Here is a 21,536-nt window from a genome sequence, read left to right on the forward strand (position 1 = left end):
AGATGCTTACCCTTTATAAAAGTTTAATATTTTTGTAGAGAGTCACTTCTCTACTCAACAAAAAGTGACAAAAGAATAAAAATCAAGGGGGAAAATCGCATGAAAAAGCTGTTGTCAATTTTTATTGTAGGGCTGTTTGCATTTGTGTTGGCTGCTTGTACTGCAAATGAAGATGCAGGTGAAGAACCAACACCGAATGACGACCCGGGTGAAGCAACGGAACAAACGGGAGAAAAGGTGCTTAGGTTAAACAATGGTCAAGAGCCGACATCGTTTGATCCACCGATAGGTTTCGATTCAGTTTCATGGCAAGCATTAAATAACTTAATGGAAGGTTTAACACGTTTAGGACCTTCACACGAACCAGAAAAAGCAATCGCTGAAGACTGGGATGTTTCAGAAGATGGAAAGACATATACATTCAATATTCGTGAAGATGCAAAATGGTCAAACGGTGATGATGTAACAGCAGGGGACTTTGAGTTTGCTTGGAAGCGTATGCTAGATCCAGAAGTGGGATCTCCAGCAGCATTCTTAGGTTACTTTATTGTTGGTGCAGAAGCTTATAACAGTGGCGAAGGATCTGTTGATGATGTTGCTGTTAAGGCGGTTGATGAAAAAACTTTCGAAGTAACATTAATCAGCCCACAACAATATTTTTTAAGTGTCATTACAAATCCGAACTTCTTCCCTATCAATGAAGCAGTTGCTACAGATAACCCGCAATGGCATGCAGAGGCAGATACCTTTGTAGGAAACGGACCATTTAAGTTAACAGAGTGGGCCCATAATAGTCATTTTGTAATGGAGAAAAATGAGCAATATTGGGATGCTGCAAGTGTAAAATTAGATAAAGTTCATTGGGCAATGATCGATGATTCGAATACTTCTTATCAAATGTACCAAAGCGGAGAGCTAGATACAGCGAGTGTACCGGCGGAGCTTGCAGACCAATTATTTGCAGAAGGTAAAGTTCAAGTCGATGAGCAGGCTGGAGACTATTTCTATCGTTTCAACTTAACAATGGAACCTTTCCAAAATGAAAACATTCGTAAAGCATTCGCTTTAGCGATTAATCAAAAAGATATTGTTGATTATGTCGTAAAAGGACAGCAAAATCCTGCATATGGATTTGTGTCATATGGTTTCCCTGATGCGAATGGAAATGACTTCCGTGAAACAAATGGCGATTTAATTACGCCAGACCCTGAACAGGCTAGAGAATTACTAGCGCTAGGGATGGAGGAAGAAGGCTATACAGAATTGCCTGAAGTCACTTTAACGTATAGCACAAGTGAGCAACATAAAAGCATTGCAGAAGCACTTCAAGGTATGTTTAAAGAAGTATTAGATGTAGAAGTGAAATTAGCGAATATGGAATGGGCAGTGTTTGCACAAGAGCAAACAGACTTGAAATTCCAGTTTTCTCGTAGCTCATTCTTAGCAGATTATGCTGATCCAATCAATTTTTTAGAAAACTTCCAAGCAGGTCATTACATGAACCGTACTGGTTGGGAAAATGCAGAATATGATCAACTGATTGCAGATGCCAAGAATGAAGCTGATGAAGCGAAGCGTTTCGAAATGATGTATGATGCAGAGAAAATTCTATTTGATGAAATGCCAATCGTACCACTTTATTTCTACAACCAAGCATATATTCAAAACGAGGCTGTCTCTGGCATCGTTCGTCATCCAGTAGGTTATATTGAACTGAAGTGGGCTGACAAAACAGAATAGAAGATGACTTGGGATTGAGCAGTTTAGATGGGGAGGGGTGTTCAACAGAACATCCCTCTTTCAAAAAAAGACACAATAAGGTGGAGATTTAATCATGAATATTCGTCCAATGCGATTACGCAAAGGGGATAAAGTGGGTGTCATTGCACCGGCAAGTCCACCTAATCAAGAAAACTTACAAAGATCAATGCAATTTTTACATGAACTAGGCTTAGAGGTTGTACTCGGCAACTTCTTAGAAGAAGAATATGGTTATCTTGCTGGTAAGGATGAAGAGCGATTGCAAGATTTGCATGATATGTTCTCTGATCAAACGATCTCAGCGATTATTTGTGCAGGAGGCGGTTATGGAACGGCTCGAATTGCAGGAATGATTGATTATGACCTAATCAAAGCAAATCCGAAGATTTTCTGGGGCTATAGTGACATCACCTTTTTACATACTTCCATAAGACAACAAACAGGTTTGGTCACTTTTCACGGGCCGATGCTTGCATCAGACTTTGGTAAGGTGGATGCCGATCTACGATCAAAGTTGTTTATGAATCAGCTATTTACTGGAGACACACTGACTTACCCGCATGACCTTGGCGCTTTAGAAACAATGGTTGATGGGGTTGCAGAAGGTGAATTAGTCGGAGGAAATCTATGCTTACTTGCAAGTACAATTGGAACGAACTATGAGATTGATACAAAAGACAAACTCGTTTTAATTGAAGACATTCATGAGGAACCAAGATCAATTGATCGTATGCTAAATCAACTACATATGGCGGGCAAGTTACAAGAGGCAGCAGGCTTTGTAATTGGTGACTTTAATAGCTGTGAGCCGACGAGACAATTAACTTTAAGCCTTGAAGAGGTACTTGAGCATTATATGAAGCTAGCAAATAAACCCGCGATAAAAGGATTTAGGATAGGACATTGTTCACCGCATTTTGCCGTTCCATTAGGGGTAAATGCGAAGCTAGATGCAAAAAAGCAATTGTTGATTGTTGACAGTGGTGTCAAATAAGGGTGGAATGAGAATGAAAATTAGTAGAATAGAAACATATCGAGTAGCAGTACCATTAACGAAACCATTTAAGACGGCGTTACGTACAGTGCATACTGCAGAAACGGTTGTCATAAAAATGACGTGCGACAATGGGATTGTAGGCTGGGGAGAAGCGCCACCAACCTTTGTAATTACTGGGGAAGGCATTCATAGCATTGTTTCCGCTATTCACGATGTCTTAAAACCATTTTTACTTGGAAAAAGCTTAGAAAACTATGAATCAATTTTTCAAGGGCTTTCAACAATATTAATTGGAAATACAAGTGCGAAAGCAGCTATAGACATGGCTATTTATGATTGTATGGCAACGAAAAGTGGTTATCCGCTTTATCAGTTTTTAGGTGGATATAAAGACACGATTGAAACGAATTTTACAGTCAGTGTAAATGACCCTGATGAAATGGCATCCGATGCCGAGGAGTATTTACAAGCTGGCTTTAATGTATTGAAAGTAAAGGTCGGAAAAGATGACCATTTAATAGATATTGAGCGAATTAAAGAAATTCGTAAAAAGGTAGGCTATAACATTAAAATCCGTTTAGATGCGAATCAAGGGTGGACGCCTAAGGAAGCGATCTATGTTATTAAGAGAATGGAAGATTTGGATTTACAAATTGAACTTGTAGAGCAGCCTGTAAAAGCATGGGACTTGGACGGACTGAAACAAGTAACCGATCATGTAGATACGCCTATTATGGCAGATGAAAGTGTTTTTACACCTAAACAAGCATTAGAAGTCATTAAAAGACGAAGTGCAGATCTCATCAATATTAAGCTCATGAAATCAGGTGGCATTTATCAAGCACAAATGATCAATCAACTTGCAGAAATAAGCGGAATTGAATGTATGGTAGGCAGCATGATTGAAACAAAGGTTGGGATCTCAGCTGCCGCTCATTTTGCAGCAAGTAAGAAGAATATAACGAGATTTGATTTCGATGCACCACTCATGTTGGCGAAAGATATAGTCGTTGGTGGCATTCAATATAATGGAAGAAAAATCACTTTAGGCATGGATCCAGGTTTAGGAATTAAGAATGTTGATGTTCAGCAAACAGGAGGTGTATCAATTGGATAAAGAAGTAACATGGATTGTAACCGTACCTGTCGCAACGGTTTGGACAACACCGCACTCACCACGTTCAATAGACGAGCTTGCGATTACCGAACGTGCTAATATGGTCAGTTGGTTAGAGCAATTAACATATGAGACGAGACTTGAACTATGCAATCAGAACCTTGTACAAACTCAAGCGTTGTATGGTGAAGAAGCAATCGTTGTCTCAATAGAAGGAAAATGGGCAGAGGTTCTGCTTCCAAATCAAGCTTCATCTAAAGATGATAGGGGCTACCCTGGATGGATCCCTCTTGATCAACTAAAGAAAGTGGTAGGCTGGTCAACTGCTGCAAAGTATGCGATTGTCAAACAGAAATCAGCAAACCTCTATGATGCAAAGAAGCAGGAACGGTTTGCATTAAGTTATCTCTCTTATGTACCTGTAATTACGAATGATCAAGAGTGGGTAGAAGTGAAAACAGATGATGGATCTGGTTATTTGAAGACAGAAGATGTGAAGATCATTGATTCACTATCATCTTTAAGGTCGAATGACGGTCAATCAATTATTGATGCGGTTGAATTGTTTAAAGGGTTACCGTATTTATGGGGTGGAATGAGTTCCTTTGGCTACGACTGTTCAGGCTTAAGCTATAATGCATATAAGTCGAACGGCTACCTGATTCCTCGTGATGCGCAAGACCAAGCGAAAGCAGGGAGTGAAGTGGCATTACATGAGTTGGAGCCAGGTGACTTACTTTTCTTCGCATATGAAGAGGGCAAAGGTGCACTACATCATGTTGGCATCTATTATGGAGACGGACAAATGCTTCATTCACCAAACACAGGTAAAACAGTTGAGGTTATCGAACTAAAAGATACGGTTTATGAAAAAGAACTTTGTGCAGCAAGACGTTACTGGTAGGATGGGGGAATGGACATGAGCAATGAAATATTGTTGGAGGTTAAAAACTTAAAAAAGTACTTTGATATGGGAAATGGCAAAACGTTAAAAGCGGTTGATGATGTATCATTTACCATCAAAAGAGGTGAGACGTTCGGAATTGTTGGCGAGTCAGGCTGTGGGAAATCGACAGCAGGACGAACAATAATCGGCCTTTACAATCAAACAGATGGGGATGTCTTGTTTGAAGATAAAAGTGTTCATTCCTTAAAAGGAAAGGATAAATCGCTGTTTCATAGGAAAATGCAAATGATTTTTCAAGACCCTTACGCCTCTTTAAACCCGCGCTCAACCGTTAGAGAGATAATAAGTGAACCAATGGAGGTTCAAGGGCTTTATAAGAATGGAAAAGAACGATTAGATAGAGTGTATCAACTCCTAGAGGATGTGGGATTAAGTCGTGATCATGCCAATCGTTATCCACATGAATTTAGTGGTGGACAGAGGCAACGCATTGGAATTGCTCGTGCCTTATCGTTAGATCCAGAGTTTATTATAGCTGATGAACCAATATCTGCATTAGATGTATCTGTACAAGCACAAGTCGTTAACTTATTGAAAAGACTTCAACAGGAAAAAGGGTTAACTTATTTGTTTATTGCTCATGATTTATCAATGGTGAAGCATATAAGCGATCGGATTGCCGTTATGTATTTAGGTCATATTATGGAAATGACAACGAGTGATCAACTTTATAAAAATCCACTTCATCCTTATACACAAGCGCTTCTATCAGCGATTCCTATTCCTGATCCTGACGTGGAGGATACGCGTGAAAGAATCATATTAGAAGGAGAGCTGCCTAGTCCAATGAATCCGCCTAGCGGTTGTGTTTTTCGAACAAGATGTCCGATGGCAATGGAAGTGTGTGCAACCGTTAAGCCTGAGTGGAAAGAGATGGATGAAAATCATTTCGTCGCTTGTCATCTGCATGATGATCATTTAACTGGTGGGCATGATCATGAAAGGGTAGCGGTAAGCAAATGAGCTTCTCCTTGTTAAAGAAAGAGTTCGAAAGAATTGTTGAAACATCGCAAGGACGAATTAGCGTTTATCTTGAAACAGATGAAGGGGAATTTTCATTTAATGAAGATGTTCTATTTCCTTCAGCTAGTTTAATTAAAGTGCCGATTTTGCTTGCTGGGTTAAGACAATATGATGAAGGCTTGCTTCAATTGGGTGAACGGATCTCTTCTTCTAATACGAGCTATGTAGGAGGGGCGGGGGTTCTCTCCAGTCTCTCAAAGAATTCAGTGTTGAATGTAAAGGATTTAATGACGTTGATGATCATCGTTTCAGATAATATGGCGACAAATTTGCTCATCGATCGGATTGGCGTAGAAGTCATTCAATCTACGATTCATGACCTAAACATGAAGAATACGCATCTATCACGGAAGCTTATGGATTTTGCAGCGATTAAAGAAGGAATGGATAATGTAACGACTGCAAAGGACATGGTAAGTTGCTTAAAAGCAATAGGTGAGGGGAGTTTTCTAACAGCAAAGAGCAATGAACTAGCTTTATCTATTATGAAAAAACAACAATTTACGCATAAGCTTGGTTCTGCAATGGATCTTGGGAAGGTCAACCTTTACAATAAAACGGGCGAACTCACAAGACTGCACCATGATTGTGCAATTATCTCCTTTAAGCAGAAAAAAGCTTATATTGCTGTATTAATTGATACACTACCACCGTTCGATCATGGTCGGAATACATTCGAGCATATAAGCAGAAGTCTATATACATATTTAGTCACTTGATCTATCAATGAAGGTAGATCTTTCTTTGTGTTCACAAGATTTAAAAAGGGACGAAAAGTGCCCCGTAATCGCTTCGAAACGTATAATTGAATCCAATTATTAGAAAATTATTAATTAAATGGGGAAGCAATATTTATTGAACACTTCGTGAATTATTATGCTTTTTCACATTAAATCGTTGACTTTACTACGTTTTTTTAGTTAAATATTAAGTGAGGTTGATAGTGAGATTCATTATCAATAATTTTTATCACCTTCATTGAGAATGATTCTTATTAATAAGTAGATTAAGAGAGAAATTAGGGGAAGTCATGAAGAAGAGATACTTAGTGATCGCACTCATTCTCTTATCTGTGTCCTCAATCTTTATCGGGGTCAAGGATATTAGTCCGTTAACGCTAATGAATATGACAGAAGATGAATGGCATATTCTGCTTACAAGTCGAATTCCACGATTAGTAAGTATCATCATAGCAGGCGTGAGTATGAGTATTGCTGGTTTAATTATGCAGCAATTAACAAGAAATAAGTTCGTTTCACCAACTACTGCTGGAACACTTGATTCAGCAAGGTTTGGTATATTAATTTCACTAATGTTTTTTACAGCAGCAAGTCCTTTTGTGAAAATGTTAGTCGCTTCAGCTTTTGCCTTATTAGGAACATTTATCTTTATGAAGATTTTGGATCGAATCAAGTTTAAGGATGCCATCTTTATCCCATTAGTGGGTTTAATGTTTGGTAATGTGGTTGGTTCTATTACAACTTTTTTCGCATTGAAAAACGATCTCGTCCAAAATATGTCTTCATGGTTACAAGGTAATTTTTCTATGATGATACAAGGTAGATACGAATTGATCTATTTCAGTATTCCATTGCTCATTGTTGCGTATCTATATGCAAATAAATTTACAATAGCTGGTATGGGTGAGGAGTTCTCTGTTAATTTGGGCCTCAATCATAAACAAGTCGTAAATATCGGCTTAGTTATTGTTGCTCTTGTAACAACTACTGTAGTACTTACTGTTGGAATGATTCCATTCCTCGGTTTAATTGTCCCGAACATCGTCTCAATTTATCGAGGCGACCATTTAAAGAATAGTCTTGCACATACGGCATTACTTGGGGCTGTCTTTGTCCTAGCATGTGACATATTTGGTCGACTAGTCATTTACCCGTATGAAATTCCAATTGGTGTAACAGTTGGTGTCATTGGAAGTGGAGTATTCTTGTACTTGATTATGAGGAGAAAGGCATATGAGTAAGAATACAAAAATTGGTCTCCTTGCAGTCTTGGCAATCGTCTTGATTTTAATCTTCGTGTTTCAAGGTCTAGGAAGCAATTGGGATTATGCATTGCCGAGAAGAGCAAAAATCATCTTTGCAATTGTGATTACAGGGGCAGTCATCGCATTTGCTACAGTCGTCTTTCAAACGATAACAAACAATCGTATTTTAACACCAAGTATTATTGGCTTGGATTCATTGTACTTACTTATTCAAACAACATTAATCTTTATATTAGGCTCTGCAAGCACGACAGTCGTTGACAAGAACGTAAACTTCTTGATTTCTGTAGGGTTCATGGTTCTATTCGCCATGTTGCTATATAAGATTTTATTTAACCGTGAAGGCGGTAGAAACATCTATTTCCTACTCCTTGTCGGGATTATCTTTGGTACTTTCTTTAACAGCATTCAATCGTTTATGGAAGTTCTAATCGATCCGAATGAATTTATGTTTATTCAAGATAGGATGTTTGCAAGCTTTAATAACATTAATACAGACTTACTCACATTATCGATTATAATCATTGTGTTAACAGGCCTTTACTTCTTAAGGTTTGTGAAATACTTAGATGTCATGTCACTTGGTAGAGAACATGCGGTAAACCTTGGAGTGGATTATGACTATGTAGTTAAGCGTTTGCTTATCGTTGTAGCGATTTTAATCTCTATCTCAACGGCATTGGTTGGTCCGATTACATTCCTAGGCCTGCTTGTGGCAAATGTGGCTTATCAATTTTTAAAAACGTATCAACATAAATACTTAATTATTGGTGCTGTATTAATTAGTATCATCGCACTTGTAGGTGGGCAGCTCATCGTTGAAAGGGTCTTCACTTTCTCAACAACCTTAAGTGTCATTATTAACTTTGCCGGTGGCGTATACTTTATCTATCTTCTATTAAAGGAGAATAAAAAATGGTAGATGTAATGAGTGTCTCAAAAAAATATGGAACAAAGCTAGTTGTAGAAGATGTATCTGTAAAGATTCCAAAAGGAAAGATTACGTCTTTTATTGGCCCAAATGGAGCGGGTAAAAGTACATTGCTTTCTATGATCAGTCGTCTCATCTCTGTTGACGAAGGCGATATTACGATTGAAGGAAAGCGATTAAAGGAAAGCAAAAGCAAGGACCTAGCAAAGAAGATATCCATTTTGAAACAATCAAATAATATTACCATTCGTCTAACGATCAAAGAGTTAGTCTCATTTGGCCGATTCCCCTACTCTCAAGGGAATTTATCAAAGGAAGATTGGGAACATGTTGATAAGGCAATTTCCTATATGGAACTTACTGATATTCAAGATAAATACTTAGACCAACTGAGCGGTGGGCAACAACAACGTGCTTACATCGCGATGGTCATAGCACAAAATACGGAGTACATCCTCTTGGATGAACCGCTCAATAACTTAGATATGAAGCATTCTGTGCAAATTATGAAAGTGCTTCGAAGATTGACTCAAGAAATGGGCAAAACCGTCATCATCGTCATCCATGATATCAACTTTGCATCAAGTTATTCTGACTACATCGTTGCACTAAAAGATGGCAAGGTTGTAAGAGCAGGCGAGACTGATGAAATCATTTCATCGTCTGTCTTAAAAGAAGTGTATGATATGGATATTCCAATTCACGAGTTTAATTGTCAAAAATTTTGTATGGTATTTAACTAATATCGGTTTCGATCTATCACTTGATAATGGCACATAGCTTACTTCTGTTGAATGGGCCCTCAACTTAAGTTGTGTGTTTATAGAGCAAATGATAGTGAAATAATATAATTTTTCTAGAGGTGAAAGTAATCATGATAAGAAAGTTATCAATGTTTCTAATATTAGCTGCAATGGCAATGGTTCTAGCAGCATGTGGTTCTTCAAATGCAGATGAGCCAGAAGAAAGCAATACAGGTGGAGAAGATACAACAGAAGAAGTACAAAAGCTAACAATTACTCACCAATTAGGTGAAACTGAAGTAGATGTAAACCCTGAGTCAGTTGTAGTATTTGACTTTGGTGCACTAGATACTTTGGATAAATTAGGAGTAGAAGTAGTAGGTGTTCCACAAGCGAATATTCCTTCTTATCTTTCTAAATATGAAGATGCAAAATATGAAAACGTAGGTAGCTTAAAAGAGCCTGCTTTTGAAAAGATCAATGAAATCGCACCAGATTTAATCATCATTTCTGGAAGACAGTCTGAAGCGTATGATGAGTTATCAAAAATCGCACCAACGATCTTTGTTGGATTAGATACTTCAAGATATATGGAATCTTTTGAAGAAAACTTACAAGTACTTGGTCAAATCTTTGAAAAAGAAGATGAAGTTGCAGCTGAGTTTGCTGCAATCAATGAGTCAATCGAAGCATTAAATACAAAAATCACTGAAGAAGATATCAATGGTTTAATCGTTCTTGCTAATGAAGGAAACCTATCTGCATATGGAGCAGGTTCTAGATTTGGAATCATCCATGATGTATTAGGAGTAAGCCCTGTAGATGAGACAATTAAGGTGACGACTCATGGTGATCAAATTTCTCCAGAGTTTATCGTTGAAAAAGATCCTCAATACTTATTTGTAGTAGACCGTGGAGCAGCAGTTACAGGTGGAGAGTCTTCAGCAAAAGAGCTTGTTGAAAACTCTGTAGTAAGCAATTCGACTGCATTTAAAGAAGGAAACATTGTATATTTAAGCCCTGATTACTGGTACTTATCTGGTGGCGGATTAATCTCTGTTGCTGAGATGATTAAAGAAATCGAAAACGGACTATAAGTTGTAAAAAAACCAGAGTAGCGTGTTGCTACTCTGGTTTTATGTGTTTTTGATGGAACGTCTATATTTGAATTGCTTATATTGATATTGAATATAGCAGCCAACACAGAAGCCAAAAATGGCAACGAATGCAGCAATAGCTACCATAGCAGAAAAGATATATGCAGCAATGTTCCAACCGATTAAAAAGCTAGCAAGAGCAAGCGAGAGGCACACGACTGCGATCACTTGGTTAAATTGCTGCTCCTTCCAATCCTCCGGAACATAGCTTTTCGGATCTTTCTTTAGAAACAGACGGGCAAAGCGCATGATCGGATGAAAATCAAAAAGAAGCCCAAGTAATCCAGCGAATAATGGGATGGCTAAAATCCATGGGTATTCTGTAAGCCAAGTAAGTAGTACACTTAAGAAAATAACCCACTGGTTTGTGCGGACAAGCGGTCTAGGAATTGAACGTACAGTTTGTTCCATCTTTATTAAACCAACCTTTCCAATCGGGATTAATTAAAATCATTATACTGCCTTTACACCTGTTTGTGAAGAAAATCATGCAGTGTGTGTGGAAAGAGTTAATACAATCTATTTTTATAGCTATCTTGCAGAGACTCCTCAATTTTTTCAGCAGTTAGATCATCTAATCTTATATGATCAGCAAGGATCGTGGCAGGGCGTGGAAGATCAATTTTGTCGAGCCAAGTAGTATGATCCCATGCGTGGGAGCGTTTAAAGGCCTTTGCACAATGAATGAAGCATTCATCAACCTTTACTATAATTGCAAGTGAAGGGACTTTTTGCTGCACAGCTAATGGCTCTAACAATTCAGGCTGTGTTGTAATATAGCCTGTACCATTAATCCGCAATGTTTCTTCTAATCCGGGAATAACAAACAGCATACCAATATGAGGATTATGTATTAAGTTGCGTAAAGAATCCATCCGTTTATTTCCTGGTCTTTCTGGAAGGATGAGATGTTCATCGTCCAATACGTGGATAAATCCAGGTGCATCGCCCCTTGGAGAAGAATCGCATTTTCCATTCTGATCAGCCGTTGATAAAAACACCAATGGTGACTTTTGGATAAAGTCTCGACAATGCTCATCTAAATGTTGAATGACTTTGTTTGCTACCGTTTTGCTTGGCGTACCAATTCGTTCCGCTAATACTTCTTCACTCTTAATAAAATAAGATGGATTCATTTTCATTACGACAACTCACTTTCAATTTAAAAATAACAGATTATTTAATAATATTTATATCTTTAATCGTATCGTAAGATGCAATAATGCACAAACAAAATAAGGTCAGTGATATAATTCACTGACCTTATTATTAGTAATCTGTTATTCTCCTAAGTAAGCATTTAACATCCAAGTATGTGTATCGATTTTAGCGGATAATTCAAGTGCGAAATCGGCTGTTGATTCATCATTTTTTTCTTCTGCAATATCAATTAATTTCTGTAACTCGACCTTGATTGCGTCAAAGTCTTTTACCACAGCTTCAACCATCTCACTTGCTTTTAATTCTTTGTTTGATTCTGTTAATGTTGCGTATTCTAAGTATTCTTTCATTGTTGAAATAGGTGAACCACCGATTGCTAGTAATCTTTCAGCAGTTTCATCAACAATAGCTGCAGCTTCGTTGTAATATTCCTCGAATTTTGCATGTAGAGTAAAGAACTGAGGTCCTTTTACATACCAGTGAAAGCGATGCAGTTTTGTATATAAGATACTCCAGTTTGCTACTTGAACATTTAATGCACGATATAAGTTTTCCATTATGAGAACCTCCTCAATATTTATAAATTAATTATATCAAATATCAAATTAAAATCAATACTTAATTATAATAATTATAAATAAATATTTATTTTAATTTTATTTTCCTATAAATAAAGTACAGTAGTAGAAGAGTAAAGGTAATAATCAGGGTCATAAAGCCGAAGTGGTTTTCTATAAAGCTTTTTGCCTGTTTTCCTAATGCTAATATAATGAATGCTTCTAAAAAGAAGCGTGCGCCACGACCAATAATGGACCAGAAGATTAGCACATTGAGCTTTATGTTAGAAGCACCAGAGAAGATCGTAAACACTTTATATGGGAAAGGAGTAAAGGCTGCAAATAAAATCGCGATCGGACCATGGTTCACAAATAGCGTTTCTACCTTTTGCATTTTTTCATCAGAGATAAAGAAGCGAAGAAAGGGTCTGCCGAAGTATTTGCCAATCAGCCAGCCTACGACTGCACCTAATACGGAAGCAGCGGTTGTTAATGCTGCTAATGCGAGCACTTTTTCTGGATGTGCAATTCCCATTGGGATCAATAATAGATCTGGTGGGATAGGCAAGAAAGAGGAATCTCCGAAAGACACAAACAAGAGTCCGTACACCCCGTACTCTACCATCCATTGCTCTAAAAAAGTGATGATTTTTTCCATGAATTAGACTCCTTTGCGCGGTTATAATAATCGGACAAGCAAAAACGTTATAACGTATATGTATGATAAGAAAATGAACATTAGACATGTATATAGGAGAGGTGTAAAATTAGAACGTTAGAAAATTTGCACATCATAAGTGAGGGCCTATATGATCATAATACTTTTTCTTATTCTTGGAGCTATGACAGGGGTGCTATCTGGTTTTCTAGGAATTGGGGGCGGGTTCGTGCTAACTCCAATTTTGATGTTAACAGGCTACTCCCCGCTTGAAGCCATTACAACAAGCTTATTTTTCACTTTAGGAAGTTCATTCTCAGGTGTAATTGCTCATTTTCGTTTGCGCAACATTAGATGGAAAGAAGGCATGATCATCGGGGGTAGTGGAATGGCTGCTACACAAGTAGCGAAGCCCTTTGTACTGTTTTTAGAGAACAAAGGATATGATGAATGGGCAATTCCATTGCTTTATATTGTATTGCTATTGTATTTCACAACATCGATGTTTAAAAAATCGAAGCCAAGTGAAAAGTCAGAGCAAGTTCAAACTTCTTCAAAGCAATTATTCGTCTTTATCATAATTGGCTTGTTTGCTGGCTTTGTCTCAACAACCCTTGGTGTAGGTGGAGGATTTATCATCGTTCCACTTCTTGTGGCAATGTTAGGGTTTGACTCAAGAAGGGCAGTAGGAACGAGCTTATTAGCAGTTCTTTTAATCGTAACTGCTGGATTTGTGTCCTATGCATTTGTAATCACAATTGATTATAAAATGGGTCTACTCTTACTTGGAGGAGGCTTGGTTGGTTCACAAGTAGGGGCTAAGTTAACAAATGCCTATAAAAATGATGAAATCAAAAAAATGCTCGGCACCCTTTATATCGCAACAATGGCGAGTGTGTTCTTTAAGCTGTTTCAATTAAATGCAATTGGATTAGGAGTGACCATATTATTTCTAGCCTATTTCTTTGTTGTATCAATAGTAAAAATAAAAAAATACGGCTTAAAAGTAAAGCAAATGTAAAAGAACCCTGCTGTTCCAAATGGAGCAGCAGGGTTTTTGAATTATGAAGACTTCGGCCTAGTGGAAGTGGGTTATAAGCATTGTGTATTAGGAAATATATTTTTTTGCGAGTATAGGTAATCAATCGATTAGAATGTAGGGCGGCGACACCGGCACACCATGACGGTGGAAGGTACCCGCTCGAAGCCCTTTTTTATGCTGCGTAATTTTTCCCGCTTGAGAACATATACGACTTATGATGATACCTCATCCCGTATATAAGCCCCATCGCCATTAAGTTACTCATGACGGCACTTCCTCCATAGCTGATAAATGGTAAAGGAATTCCTGTAATTGGCACGACTTGTATAGTCATACCTACGTTTTGAAAAACGTGGAATGTGATCATGCTAATTACCCCAGCGCAAATATAAGTATTAAACGGGTTTCCAACTTCAAGAGCTGTTTTCGTTAAATGATAGATTAATAGGAAGTACAAACAGATAACAAGACTTGCGCCAATAAAGCCGTACTCTTCTCCAATGACACTGAAGATAAAGTCTGTATGAACATCTGGTATATAGACTTGTCTATCCGTAAAACCTTTTCCAGAAACTTGTCCAGAACCAATTGCATGTAATGAATTATAAAGCTGTAGACCAGCTCCTTGACGGTGTGTAATTGGATCTAGCCAAGCGTAGATTCTAAGAAATTGATAGGGTGCAATATTTAAATATTTTTCAAGTATTTCAGGTGCAACAAGCACTAGATAGAGAATTCCTCCGCCGATTGCAGTAGCTCCAGCAGCTAATGGTAATAATAATTTCCAAGTAATCCCTGAGACAAGGATAACGCCAAGAACAATAGCAAGAAATACAAGGGCTGTACCTAAGTCTTCAATGACGACGAGCGCAAATGGAATAAAACCTATAATGCCTAACTTAAGCAATAGCATCAAATCTGTTTGAATCGTTTTATGAATAAATTTCTGATGGTGGTCAAACGTGACTTTTGACAAAGTAATGATAAGAAAAATCTTGAAAAATTCAGATGGTTGTATTTGTCCGAGTGGTGTTACATACCAAAGTGTAGCTCCCTTTCTTTCTGGTGCGATCGAATCTGGAGCAACAAATAAACCAAGCTGAAGGACAACGCCAAGTCCAAATAAAATCCAAGCGAGTTTTTTCACTTGCTCACTGTCAAAAAACATGACAATCGCTAAAAGAACAAGCCCAGCAGCGTAATTGACGACCTGTCTAAGCGCGTGGTTTCCAGCGTATTGTGAGGAGGATTGTCCACTGTAGATTGCTATTAAACTTATAATAAAGAGTAAGAAGAGGATTAAGGTTAGGGTCCAGTCAAATCGCTCTCCTATTTTTCCTGTTTTCATATGCATACACCTTTTCTTATGCGAATCTATTTATTAGGTATCTCATCTTTTAGCATTCAAACTTTATTTTACTATAAATAGACGCAAATGGAACTGGAATAGTTTCCTGTTTTTTTCACCTCCATAATATACCAAGGAAAAAGAGAAAACCTGTAATAAAGTTCTTCCTTTCATTACAGGTAATCTCTTAAATTTGTACAAGGAAGAGGCTTGCTACGCCAAAATAGATCAGCAATGAAAAAATATCGTTTAATGTTGTAATTAGTGGTCCAGAGGCTATCGCAGGATCAATGTTTAAACGGTATAGAATTAATGGAATGATTGCCCCCGAAAGTGTTCCGATGATGAGTGTTACAAATAAGGAGACACCAACGACTAAACCAAGCATCACATCTCCCTGCCATAGGAAGGCGATTAGAGTTATGAGTAATCCGCAAGTTAGTCCAATGATTAAACCGACTCCTAGTTCTCGTAGCAATAACTTTATGACGACTTTTTTATTAATATCATTTGAAACGAGTCCTCTGACAACGACTGCTAATGATTGTGTGCCTGTATTTCCAGTCATTCCTGAAATCATCGGAATGAAAAACGCAAGGGCAACGACCTTTTCTAAAGCCATTGAATAACCGTCAATAATACTTCCGGAGATAATTCCAATTAGCAGTAGAAGAATAAGCCATGGTAACCTTCGATAAGCGGCAACGGGTGCTTTTGTATCGAAGTCAATCGCCTTACCTGATGCAGAAAGCTTTTCAATATCTTCATTTGCCTCCCGAATAATAACGTCCATTAAGTCATCAACCGTTGCGATACCGACTAATGTCTGTTCATCATCAACAACGGGAATTGCTAAAAAATCATATTTCTCAACAAGGTGAGCGACTTCTTCCTGGTCTGTGTGTACATGTACAGAAATAACTCGTTCATACATAACATCACGTATCGGTTCATGTGGTTCAGCAATGAGTAAATCTCGATAGGATACGACGCCAACTAATTTACGATGCTGATCAATCACATATAGATAATTAATCGTTTCAGCGAATTCTGCAAATGACTTTAATTTTTCCACAGCTTGTCGAACTGTATAATAATCACGAATCCACACAAATCGGTTCGTCATTAATCGTCCGGCTGACTCAGGAGGATAGTTCATCATATCTTGAATAATTTTTGATTCGCTTTTTTTCATTCCAGACAATAATGATGTAATTTTTTCCTGAGATAAATCGTCTAATAAGAGAGTTAAATCATCATTATCCATTAAATCGAGAACTTTACCTTTTCGATCAATGCCAATTTGGTTTAAAACGTTGAGTTGCTCTTCTTTTTGAAGCTCTTCTAATAGATCAGCTAATTGGTCAACAGATAAATATAGTAAGAACCGGGGTTTGTGCTTAATCGGTAAATTTTCATAGAGTTTTGCAATATCGTATGGCTGTAGTTCATCTAGAATTCGACTGAACTCCACTTTTTTTGTATCCTTTAAGGCTTTAATGATTTGTAAAGTGATTTGGTCCTCTGATAGTTGATGAATCATGGCACAAACACCCCTTTCGCACATTCGTATGAACTAGCTTATGAAAATTCAGATCGTTCGGTTCGCTAGTCTAAATATCAGAATTAATATTGTACATGAAAAAAGATGCATTGAAGAGAGTTGGATTAAAAATGTAATAATTTTTTAATAGTTGTTCCTTTTTGCTTTTTGCTACAATAAACTTGTTGCTTACAAGAGGAGGTGCTTTTTATTCTTATTTTTATACTGCACTTCTTTTTAATACATGTTCGGGGGTTACAGCATTGAAAAAAAAGAACGATACTACTCGTGACCTTATTTATCTTTTATTAAATGAACAAGATCAATTCGTACTATCACATGGAATTGAATTTGAAGAGTTTTCTAAATCATTATCAGATCATATAAACCACATCCTCCTCATTAAGCATCAATTTGATTATGGAGAATATCATCCACATACTATGTTTCATACTGTTTCGAATGAGCAGGTGCCTAAATTAATCTCTGAGGATGTTTCAAAGTATGGGACATTCTGCTGGACGGATTTTGAAGAGGAAGAGGCAATCAATGAATTGCCTGGACAGGTGATTGCAGAATTGCTCTATTTAGGGCATATTAAGGAGCATCTGAGACTTCCTTTTTATAATTACTTCCGCAATCGTTTCTTCTACTTAGGGGAAGACGATGGTTGGTTAAATAAAATTTATTATAGAGATTTCCACGATTATTACAGAATGCTTGGTGAAGTCATTCCAGCAAAAATGGAAGAAATGAAAATGGAAAAGACGATCTTAGGATTCAAAAAGAAACGAGCATACCCGTTCATCCCTAGGGAGGTTCTCCTTGCATTGAAATCATTTATGAGAGAAGGTATGGTTCTATCATTAAAAGATATGGAACAAACTCGTACTCGTATCGAACTTCCAGTTTGGACATTAGGTGACTTTGCAAACATGGATGATATGTATGAAGAATATCTGTCTGTGTCAAAAGCAGAGAGATGCCATGCTAAAGTCATTTTTGATAAAAAGTCTAGAGAATGGGTTGTTTACACAACATGAAGTTTAACAAGTTTTTTTGTTAGTCTTTATGTATAATAAGGGTAAACAACTGAATAAGCATTAGGTGCTATTTCAATTATTGAAAGGCTTAAAAGGGAAGCTGGTGAAATGCCAGCACGGTCCCGCCACTGTAAATGGGAGTTCTTATACAGGTTCCGCCACTGTACGAAAAACGTATGGGAAGGAGAATAAGAGCAATGATCATAAGTCAGGAGACCTGCCTAATGCTCGTACGTCATTCCCTACGAGGATAGGGATGTTGGAACTGTGATCATGAAACCCCTATTAAATTCGCCCAACATCTCCGTTTAGGAGATGTTTTTTTGTTGTATAGATTGTTGCAAATAAGCGGGTGTATGAAGAATTATCTTATAAAATTTCCGTCTAGTGAGAATAATGCCCTAGATCTAAAAAGGGAGTAGAAGCTCTTGTTTAAGCAACATATAAAAAAAGTAACGTCTAATAAATTCATTGCATACCCACTGACAATCGCATTTTTATTGCTAGCGGCTTTAATGGGAATCTCAATTGGAACAGTATCTGTTCCTCCGGTAGATATCATAAAAATTATTTCATCAGAAGTGTTCCGAATAGGGTCCTTGGAAAGTGTAGACGCTATGCATGCAAATATCGTCATGAACATTCGATTACCAAGAGTAATTCTAGCTGGACTTGTTGGTGCTTCATTAGCAATAGCTGGTGCAGCCTTTCAAGGACTCCTGAGAAATCCGCTAGCAGACCCTTATACATTAGGGGTTTCATCTGGTGCATCAGTAGGTGCTGTCATTACAATCTTTTTTGGCGTGTCTTTCCCGTTTATAGGAGCATTTACGTTGCCAGTTTTAAGTATTCTCTTTGCGTTTGTCACTATATTTGTCGTCCTGCTGTTTGCAAAACAAATCGATCGGTCAATGAGAGTCGAAACGATTATCTTAACTGGAATTATTTTTAGTGCATTCTTAGGTGCATTCATCTCCTTAATGATTGCCTTAACTGGAGATGAATTGAGACAGATTATCGGGTGGTTGCTCGGAAGCGTATCGATGCGTGGCTGGGAGTACATAAAAATCATTTTGCCGTTTTTTATCGTTGGGACACTGCTGCTGCTATCGTGTAGTAGAGAATTAAACGCTTTGTCTTTCGGTGAAGAGCGGGCACAGCATATTGGTGTAGATGTTCAAAAGAAGAAAATGCTCATCTTAATTGCTGGGTCCATGCTTACCGGTGCTGCGGTTGCAGTGTCTGGAACAATTGGATTTGTTGGGTTGGTGATTCCGCATTTAACACGATTGATTTGGGGACCAGATCATCGCCATTTGCTGCCATTGTCGATGGTTGTTGGGAGTGGGTTTTTAATTCTAGCTGATTTAGTGGCAAGAATGGTCATCTCCCCGGCTGAACTACCAATCGGTGTGATTACCGCACTTATTGGAGCTCCAGCCTTCGCACTCATTTTAATACAAATGCGAATAGAAAAGAGGAAAGTCGCATGATTGAAGTAGAACATCTTTCAGGTGGATATGGAGGCAGCAAGGTGATTGAGGATGTTTCCTTTACTGTGAGTAAAGGGGAGTTATTTGGTATCCTTGGACCAAACGGAAGCGGGAAGACAACCTTACTTAAGATGCTTACAGGATTACTTGTTCCTACAACTGGCGAAGTGACTGTAAAAGAAAAAAAGCTTGGACAATATTCAGCAAAGCAGTTCGCAAAAATTGTTGCTGTTTTACCACAGCATGCATCAGAAGGATTTGCCTATACTGTTAAAGAAACGGTTGCATTAGGTCGTTATGCACATCAATCGGGTTTCTTACGAAATTGGACTGAAGTCGATGAACGAATTGTTCAAGACGCCATGATGAAGACAGGTGTTGATACGTTTGTTGATAAAGATATCACGCAGCTTTCAGGTGGAGAAAAGCAAAGGGTGTTTTTGGCTCAGGCACTTGCTCAAGAGCCTGAGATTTTGCTGCTTGATGAACCGACGAATCATTTGGATTTATCGTATCAAAAAGATTTGTTGGATTTGTTAAAGGAACTCTCAACAACTTCAGGGCTAACGGTCATCTCAATTTTTCATGATTTGAATTTAGCAGCTCTTTATTGTGATCGCCTTTTGTTAATGAATCACGGAAAAGTAATACGAAACGCACATCCGACTGAAGTCATGCAAGAAGAGTTGATTCGGACAGTCTATCAAACAACGATCGAAAAGCATGCACATCCTTCTGTACCAGCCCCTCAGATGTCCATTCTTCCAGAAAGGTCACTGCAGGAGGAAGCTGTTGTCACGATTGGGTCGGATTTACTGAAGGCAACAGAGGATCTTCTTGTTTTATCATCACCGATTCCGTTGCGAACAATGTCATCTGGTGTGATTGGTGCAGGAGTAGGGTGGCATCATACGTTGATCAACCGTCATGTAGACAAGAATTATGACTGTTCTGATCATGTCGAAGAGATGAAGCGATATGTTCGTGGAAAAGGATTTGATCCCCAACAAACGGTTGGGATGATGACGGCGGTCTATTTAGACGATGCAGTAACAAAATTTATCGAAGGGGAAGGTTTTTCGGTTTTTGTCATGGCGACTTCAGGAGTAGGAAATGCTGTTGATGCATCGAGAAGTTATCTTTATTCCTTCAGCCATACTCCAGGAACAATCAACATCTGGGTAATTGTGAATGGACATCTAACAGAGGAAGCGTTTATCCAGAGTGTAATGACCGCGACAGAAGCTAAGGGGAAGGCGCTGAGTGATCTACATGTTCTTGACCATAATAGTGGTACATTGGCGACGGGTACTTCAACTGATAGTATTTTAATTGCGAGCACGCAACAGGGGACACGCCTTCCGTTCGCTGGAACAATCACACCTTTAGGCAAGCAGATTGGCCATGCAGTTTATCAATGTGTGACAGCAGCGACAGAAAAGAGCATGAAGAGGAAGAGGCAATGATCCTTGCACATTTAATCGCATTAACACTTGCTTATTTAATTGATGCAGTGATAGGAGACCCCCCGCGATGGCCGCATCCGGTTAGGTGGATGGGGCGCCTCATTCAACTAATGGATGAGAGACTAAACCGTGGGAATGGAAAGAAAAGAAGAGGGGTTGTCTTTGTTCTTGTAATCCTTATCGTTGTTGGTGGAATCTCTATTGCGTTGACATGGGCGGCATATAGAGTACATATAGTCGCTGGTGTGCTTCTTGAAGCATTCATGATTGCTTCTGCCATTGCACAGAAAAGCTTAAAAGAGGCTGCGATAGACGTATACAAACCTTTGAAGGAAGAGAACTTAGAAGAAGCTCGTAAGTATTTATCATACATTGTCGGGAGAGACACCAATCAACTGAACGAGGCAGAGGTTGTGCGTGGCACAGTAGAAACAGTCGCAGAAAATACGAGTGATGGAATTACTGCTCCTTTGTTCTGGGCACTCTTTGGTGGGGCTCCGCTTGCTATGATGTACCGTGCTGTT

Annotated in this window: 21 protein-coding genes and 1 riboswitch; of the genes, 15 read left to right on the plus strand and 6 right to left on the minus strand. The window is 38.3% G+C overall.

All coding sequences use genetic code 11. From position 1 onward, the window contains the following. The first annotated feature begins 99 nt into the window (after positions 1-99). From AC6F34_RS13820 to AC6F34_RS13865, 10 genes are all read left to right on the plus strand, one after another. The gene (locus tag AC6F34_RS13820; RefSeq protein ID WP_500773115.1) at positions 100-1,740 is read left to right on the plus strand and encodes a peptide ABC transporter substrate-binding protein; all 1,641 of its coding nucleotides are present in this window, start codon (positions 100-102) and stop codon (positions 1,738-1,740) included. 94 nt (positions 1,741-1,834) lie between these two features. Continuing rightward, on the plus strand, positions 1,835-2,755 hold the full coding sequence (locus AC6F34_RS13825; protein ID WP_500773117.1) for a S66 peptidase family protein: 921 nt from the start codon (positions 1,835-1,837) through the stop codon (positions 2,753-2,755). A gap of 13 nt (positions 2,756-2,768) precedes the next feature. Next, entirely contained in the window at positions 2,769-3,875 is a 1,107-nt protein-coding gene (locus AC6F34_RS13830) for a mandelate racemase/muconate lactonizing enzyme family protein (protein WP_500773119.1), read from the plus strand. Beyond that, complete coding sequence (locus tag AC6F34_RS13835) at positions 3,859-4,779, plus strand: C40 family peptidase (protein ID WP_500773265.1); 921 nt, start codon at positions 3,859-3,861, stop codon at positions 4,777-4,779. The genes AC6F34_RS13830 and AC6F34_RS13835 overlap by 17 nt, the downstream gene beginning before the upstream one ends. A 15-nt stretch (positions 4,780-4,794) precedes the next feature. Then, on the plus strand, positions 4,795-5,805 hold the full coding sequence (locus tag AC6F34_RS13840) for an ABC transporter ATP-binding protein (RefSeq protein ID WP_500773121.1): 1,011 nt from the start codon (positions 4,795-4,797) through the stop codon (positions 5,803-5,805). Continuing rightward, positions 5,802-6,584: a serine hydrolase gene (locus tag AC6F34_RS13845; protein ID WP_500773123.1), complete on the plus strand. Its 783-nt coding sequence runs from the start codon at positions 5,802-5,804 to the stop codon at positions 6,582-6,584. The genes AC6F34_RS13840 and AC6F34_RS13845 overlap by 4 nt, the downstream gene beginning before the upstream one ends. Before the next feature lie 311 nt (positions 6,585-6,895). Further along, positions 6,896-7,846, plus strand: coding sequence for an ABC transporter permease (locus AC6F34_RS13850; protein ID WP_500773125.1), 951 nt, complete (start codon positions 6,896-6,898; stop codon positions 7,844-7,846). Next, positions 7,839-8,792, plus strand: a complete 954-nt coding sequence (locus AC6F34_RS13855; protein WP_500773127.1) for an iron chelate uptake ABC transporter family permease subunit — start codon at positions 7,839-7,841, stop codon at positions 8,790-8,792. The genes AC6F34_RS13850 and AC6F34_RS13855 overlap by 8 nt, the downstream gene beginning before the upstream one ends. Next, positions 8,786-9,544 (plus strand): iron ABC transporter ATP-binding protein, encoded by a 759-nt coding sequence (locus AC6F34_RS13860; RefSeq protein WP_500773129.1) that lies wholly within the window; start codon positions 8,786-8,788, stop codon positions 9,542-9,544. Before AC6F34_RS13855 ends, AC6F34_RS13860 begins: the two co-directional genes overlap by 7 nt. A gap of 134 nt (positions 9,545-9,678) precedes the next feature. After that, positions 9,679-10,641 (plus strand): siderophore ABC transporter substrate-binding protein, encoded by a 963-nt coding sequence (locus AC6F34_RS13865; protein ID WP_500773267.1) that lies wholly within the window; start codon positions 9,679-9,681, stop codon positions 10,639-10,641. Positions 10,642-10,680: 39 nt separating this feature from the next. On the opposite strand, the gene AC6F34_RS13870 is transcribed toward AC6F34_RS13865, so the two are convergent. The 4 genes from AC6F34_RS13870 to AC6F34_RS13885 all read right to left on the minus strand — a co-directional run bounded on the left by AC6F34_RS13870 (position 10,681) and on the right by AC6F34_RS13885 (position 13,077). Continuing rightward, on the minus strand, positions 10,681-11,112 hold the full coding sequence (locus tag AC6F34_RS13870; protein ID WP_500773131.1) for a DUF4395 domain-containing protein: 432 nt from the start codon (positions 11,110-11,112) through the stop codon (positions 10,681-10,683). 98 nt (positions 11,113-11,210) lie between these two features. After that, complete coding sequence (locus tag AC6F34_RS13875) at positions 11,211-11,843, minus strand: pyridoxamine 5'-phosphate oxidase family protein (protein ID WP_500773133.1); 633 nt, start codon at positions 11,841-11,843, stop codon at positions 11,211-11,213. A 138-nt stretch (positions 11,844-11,981) separates the two neighbouring features. Continuing rightward, positions 11,982-12,419, minus strand: coding sequence for a Dps family protein (locus AC6F34_RS13880; RefSeq protein WP_500773135.1), 438 nt, complete (start codon positions 12,417-12,419; stop codon positions 11,982-11,984). An 88-nt stretch (positions 12,420-12,507) separates the two neighbouring features. Continuing rightward, entirely contained in the window at positions 12,508-13,077 is a 570-nt protein-coding gene (locus AC6F34_RS13885) for a YqaA family protein (protein WP_500773137.1), read from the minus strand. A gap of 151 nt (positions 13,078-13,228) precedes the next feature. On the opposite strand from AC6F34_RS13885, the gene AC6F34_RS13890 reads away from it, so the two are divergent. Continuing rightward, on the plus strand, positions 13,229-14,098 hold the full coding sequence (locus AC6F34_RS13890) for a sulfite exporter TauE/SafE family protein (protein WP_500773139.1): 870 nt from the start codon (positions 13,229-13,231) through the stop codon (positions 14,096-14,098). A gap of 193 nt (positions 14,099-14,291) precedes the next feature. On the opposite strand, the gene AC6F34_RS13895 is transcribed toward AC6F34_RS13890, so the two are convergent. Beyond that, positions 14,292-15,467, minus strand: coding sequence for an FtsW/RodA/SpoVE family cell cycle protein (locus tag AC6F34_RS13895; RefSeq protein WP_500773141.1), 1,176 nt, complete (start codon positions 15,465-15,467; stop codon positions 14,292-14,294). A 187-nt stretch (positions 15,468-15,654) separates the two neighbouring features. Beyond that, positions 15,655-17,010, minus strand: a complete 1,356-nt coding sequence (mgtE, locus tag AC6F34_RS13900) for a magnesium transporter (RefSeq protein WP_500773143.1) — start codon at positions 17,008-17,010, stop codon at positions 15,655-15,657. A gap of 263 nt (positions 17,011-17,273) precedes the next feature. Between mgtE and AC6F34_RS13905 the strand changes: the two genes are divergently transcribed. The 4 genes from AC6F34_RS13905 to AC6F34_RS13920 form a co-directional block, all read left to right on the plus strand. Continuing rightward, positions 17,274-18,053: a hypothetical protein gene (locus AC6F34_RS13905; RefSeq protein WP_500773145.1), complete on the plus strand. Its 780-nt coding sequence runs from the start codon at positions 17,274-17,276 to the stop codon at positions 18,051-18,053. Between the two features lie 45 nt (positions 18,054-18,098). Beyond that, positions 18,099-18,292: riboswitch (cobalamin riboswitch) on the plus strand. Positions 18,293-18,481: 189 nt separating this feature from the next. Further along, positions 18,482-19,546, plus strand: a complete 1,065-nt coding sequence (locus tag AC6F34_RS13910) for a FecCD family ABC transporter permease (protein ID WP_500773147.1) — start codon at positions 18,482-18,484, stop codon at positions 19,544-19,546. Next, entirely contained in the window at positions 19,543-21,012 is a 1,470-nt protein-coding gene (locus AC6F34_RS13915) for a heme ABC transporter ATP-binding protein (RefSeq protein WP_500773149.1), read from the plus strand. The genes AC6F34_RS13910 and AC6F34_RS13915 overlap by 4 nt, the downstream gene beginning before the upstream one ends. Further along, on the plus strand, positions 21,009-21,536 hold a 528-nt coding region (locus AC6F34_RS13920), incomplete at its 3' end, for a cobalamin biosynthesis protein CobD/CbiB (RefSeq protein WP_500773151.1). The genes AC6F34_RS13915 and AC6F34_RS13920, both read left to right, overlap by 4 nt.

It is taken from the genome of Niallia sp. CD-39, assembly GCF_059874745.1.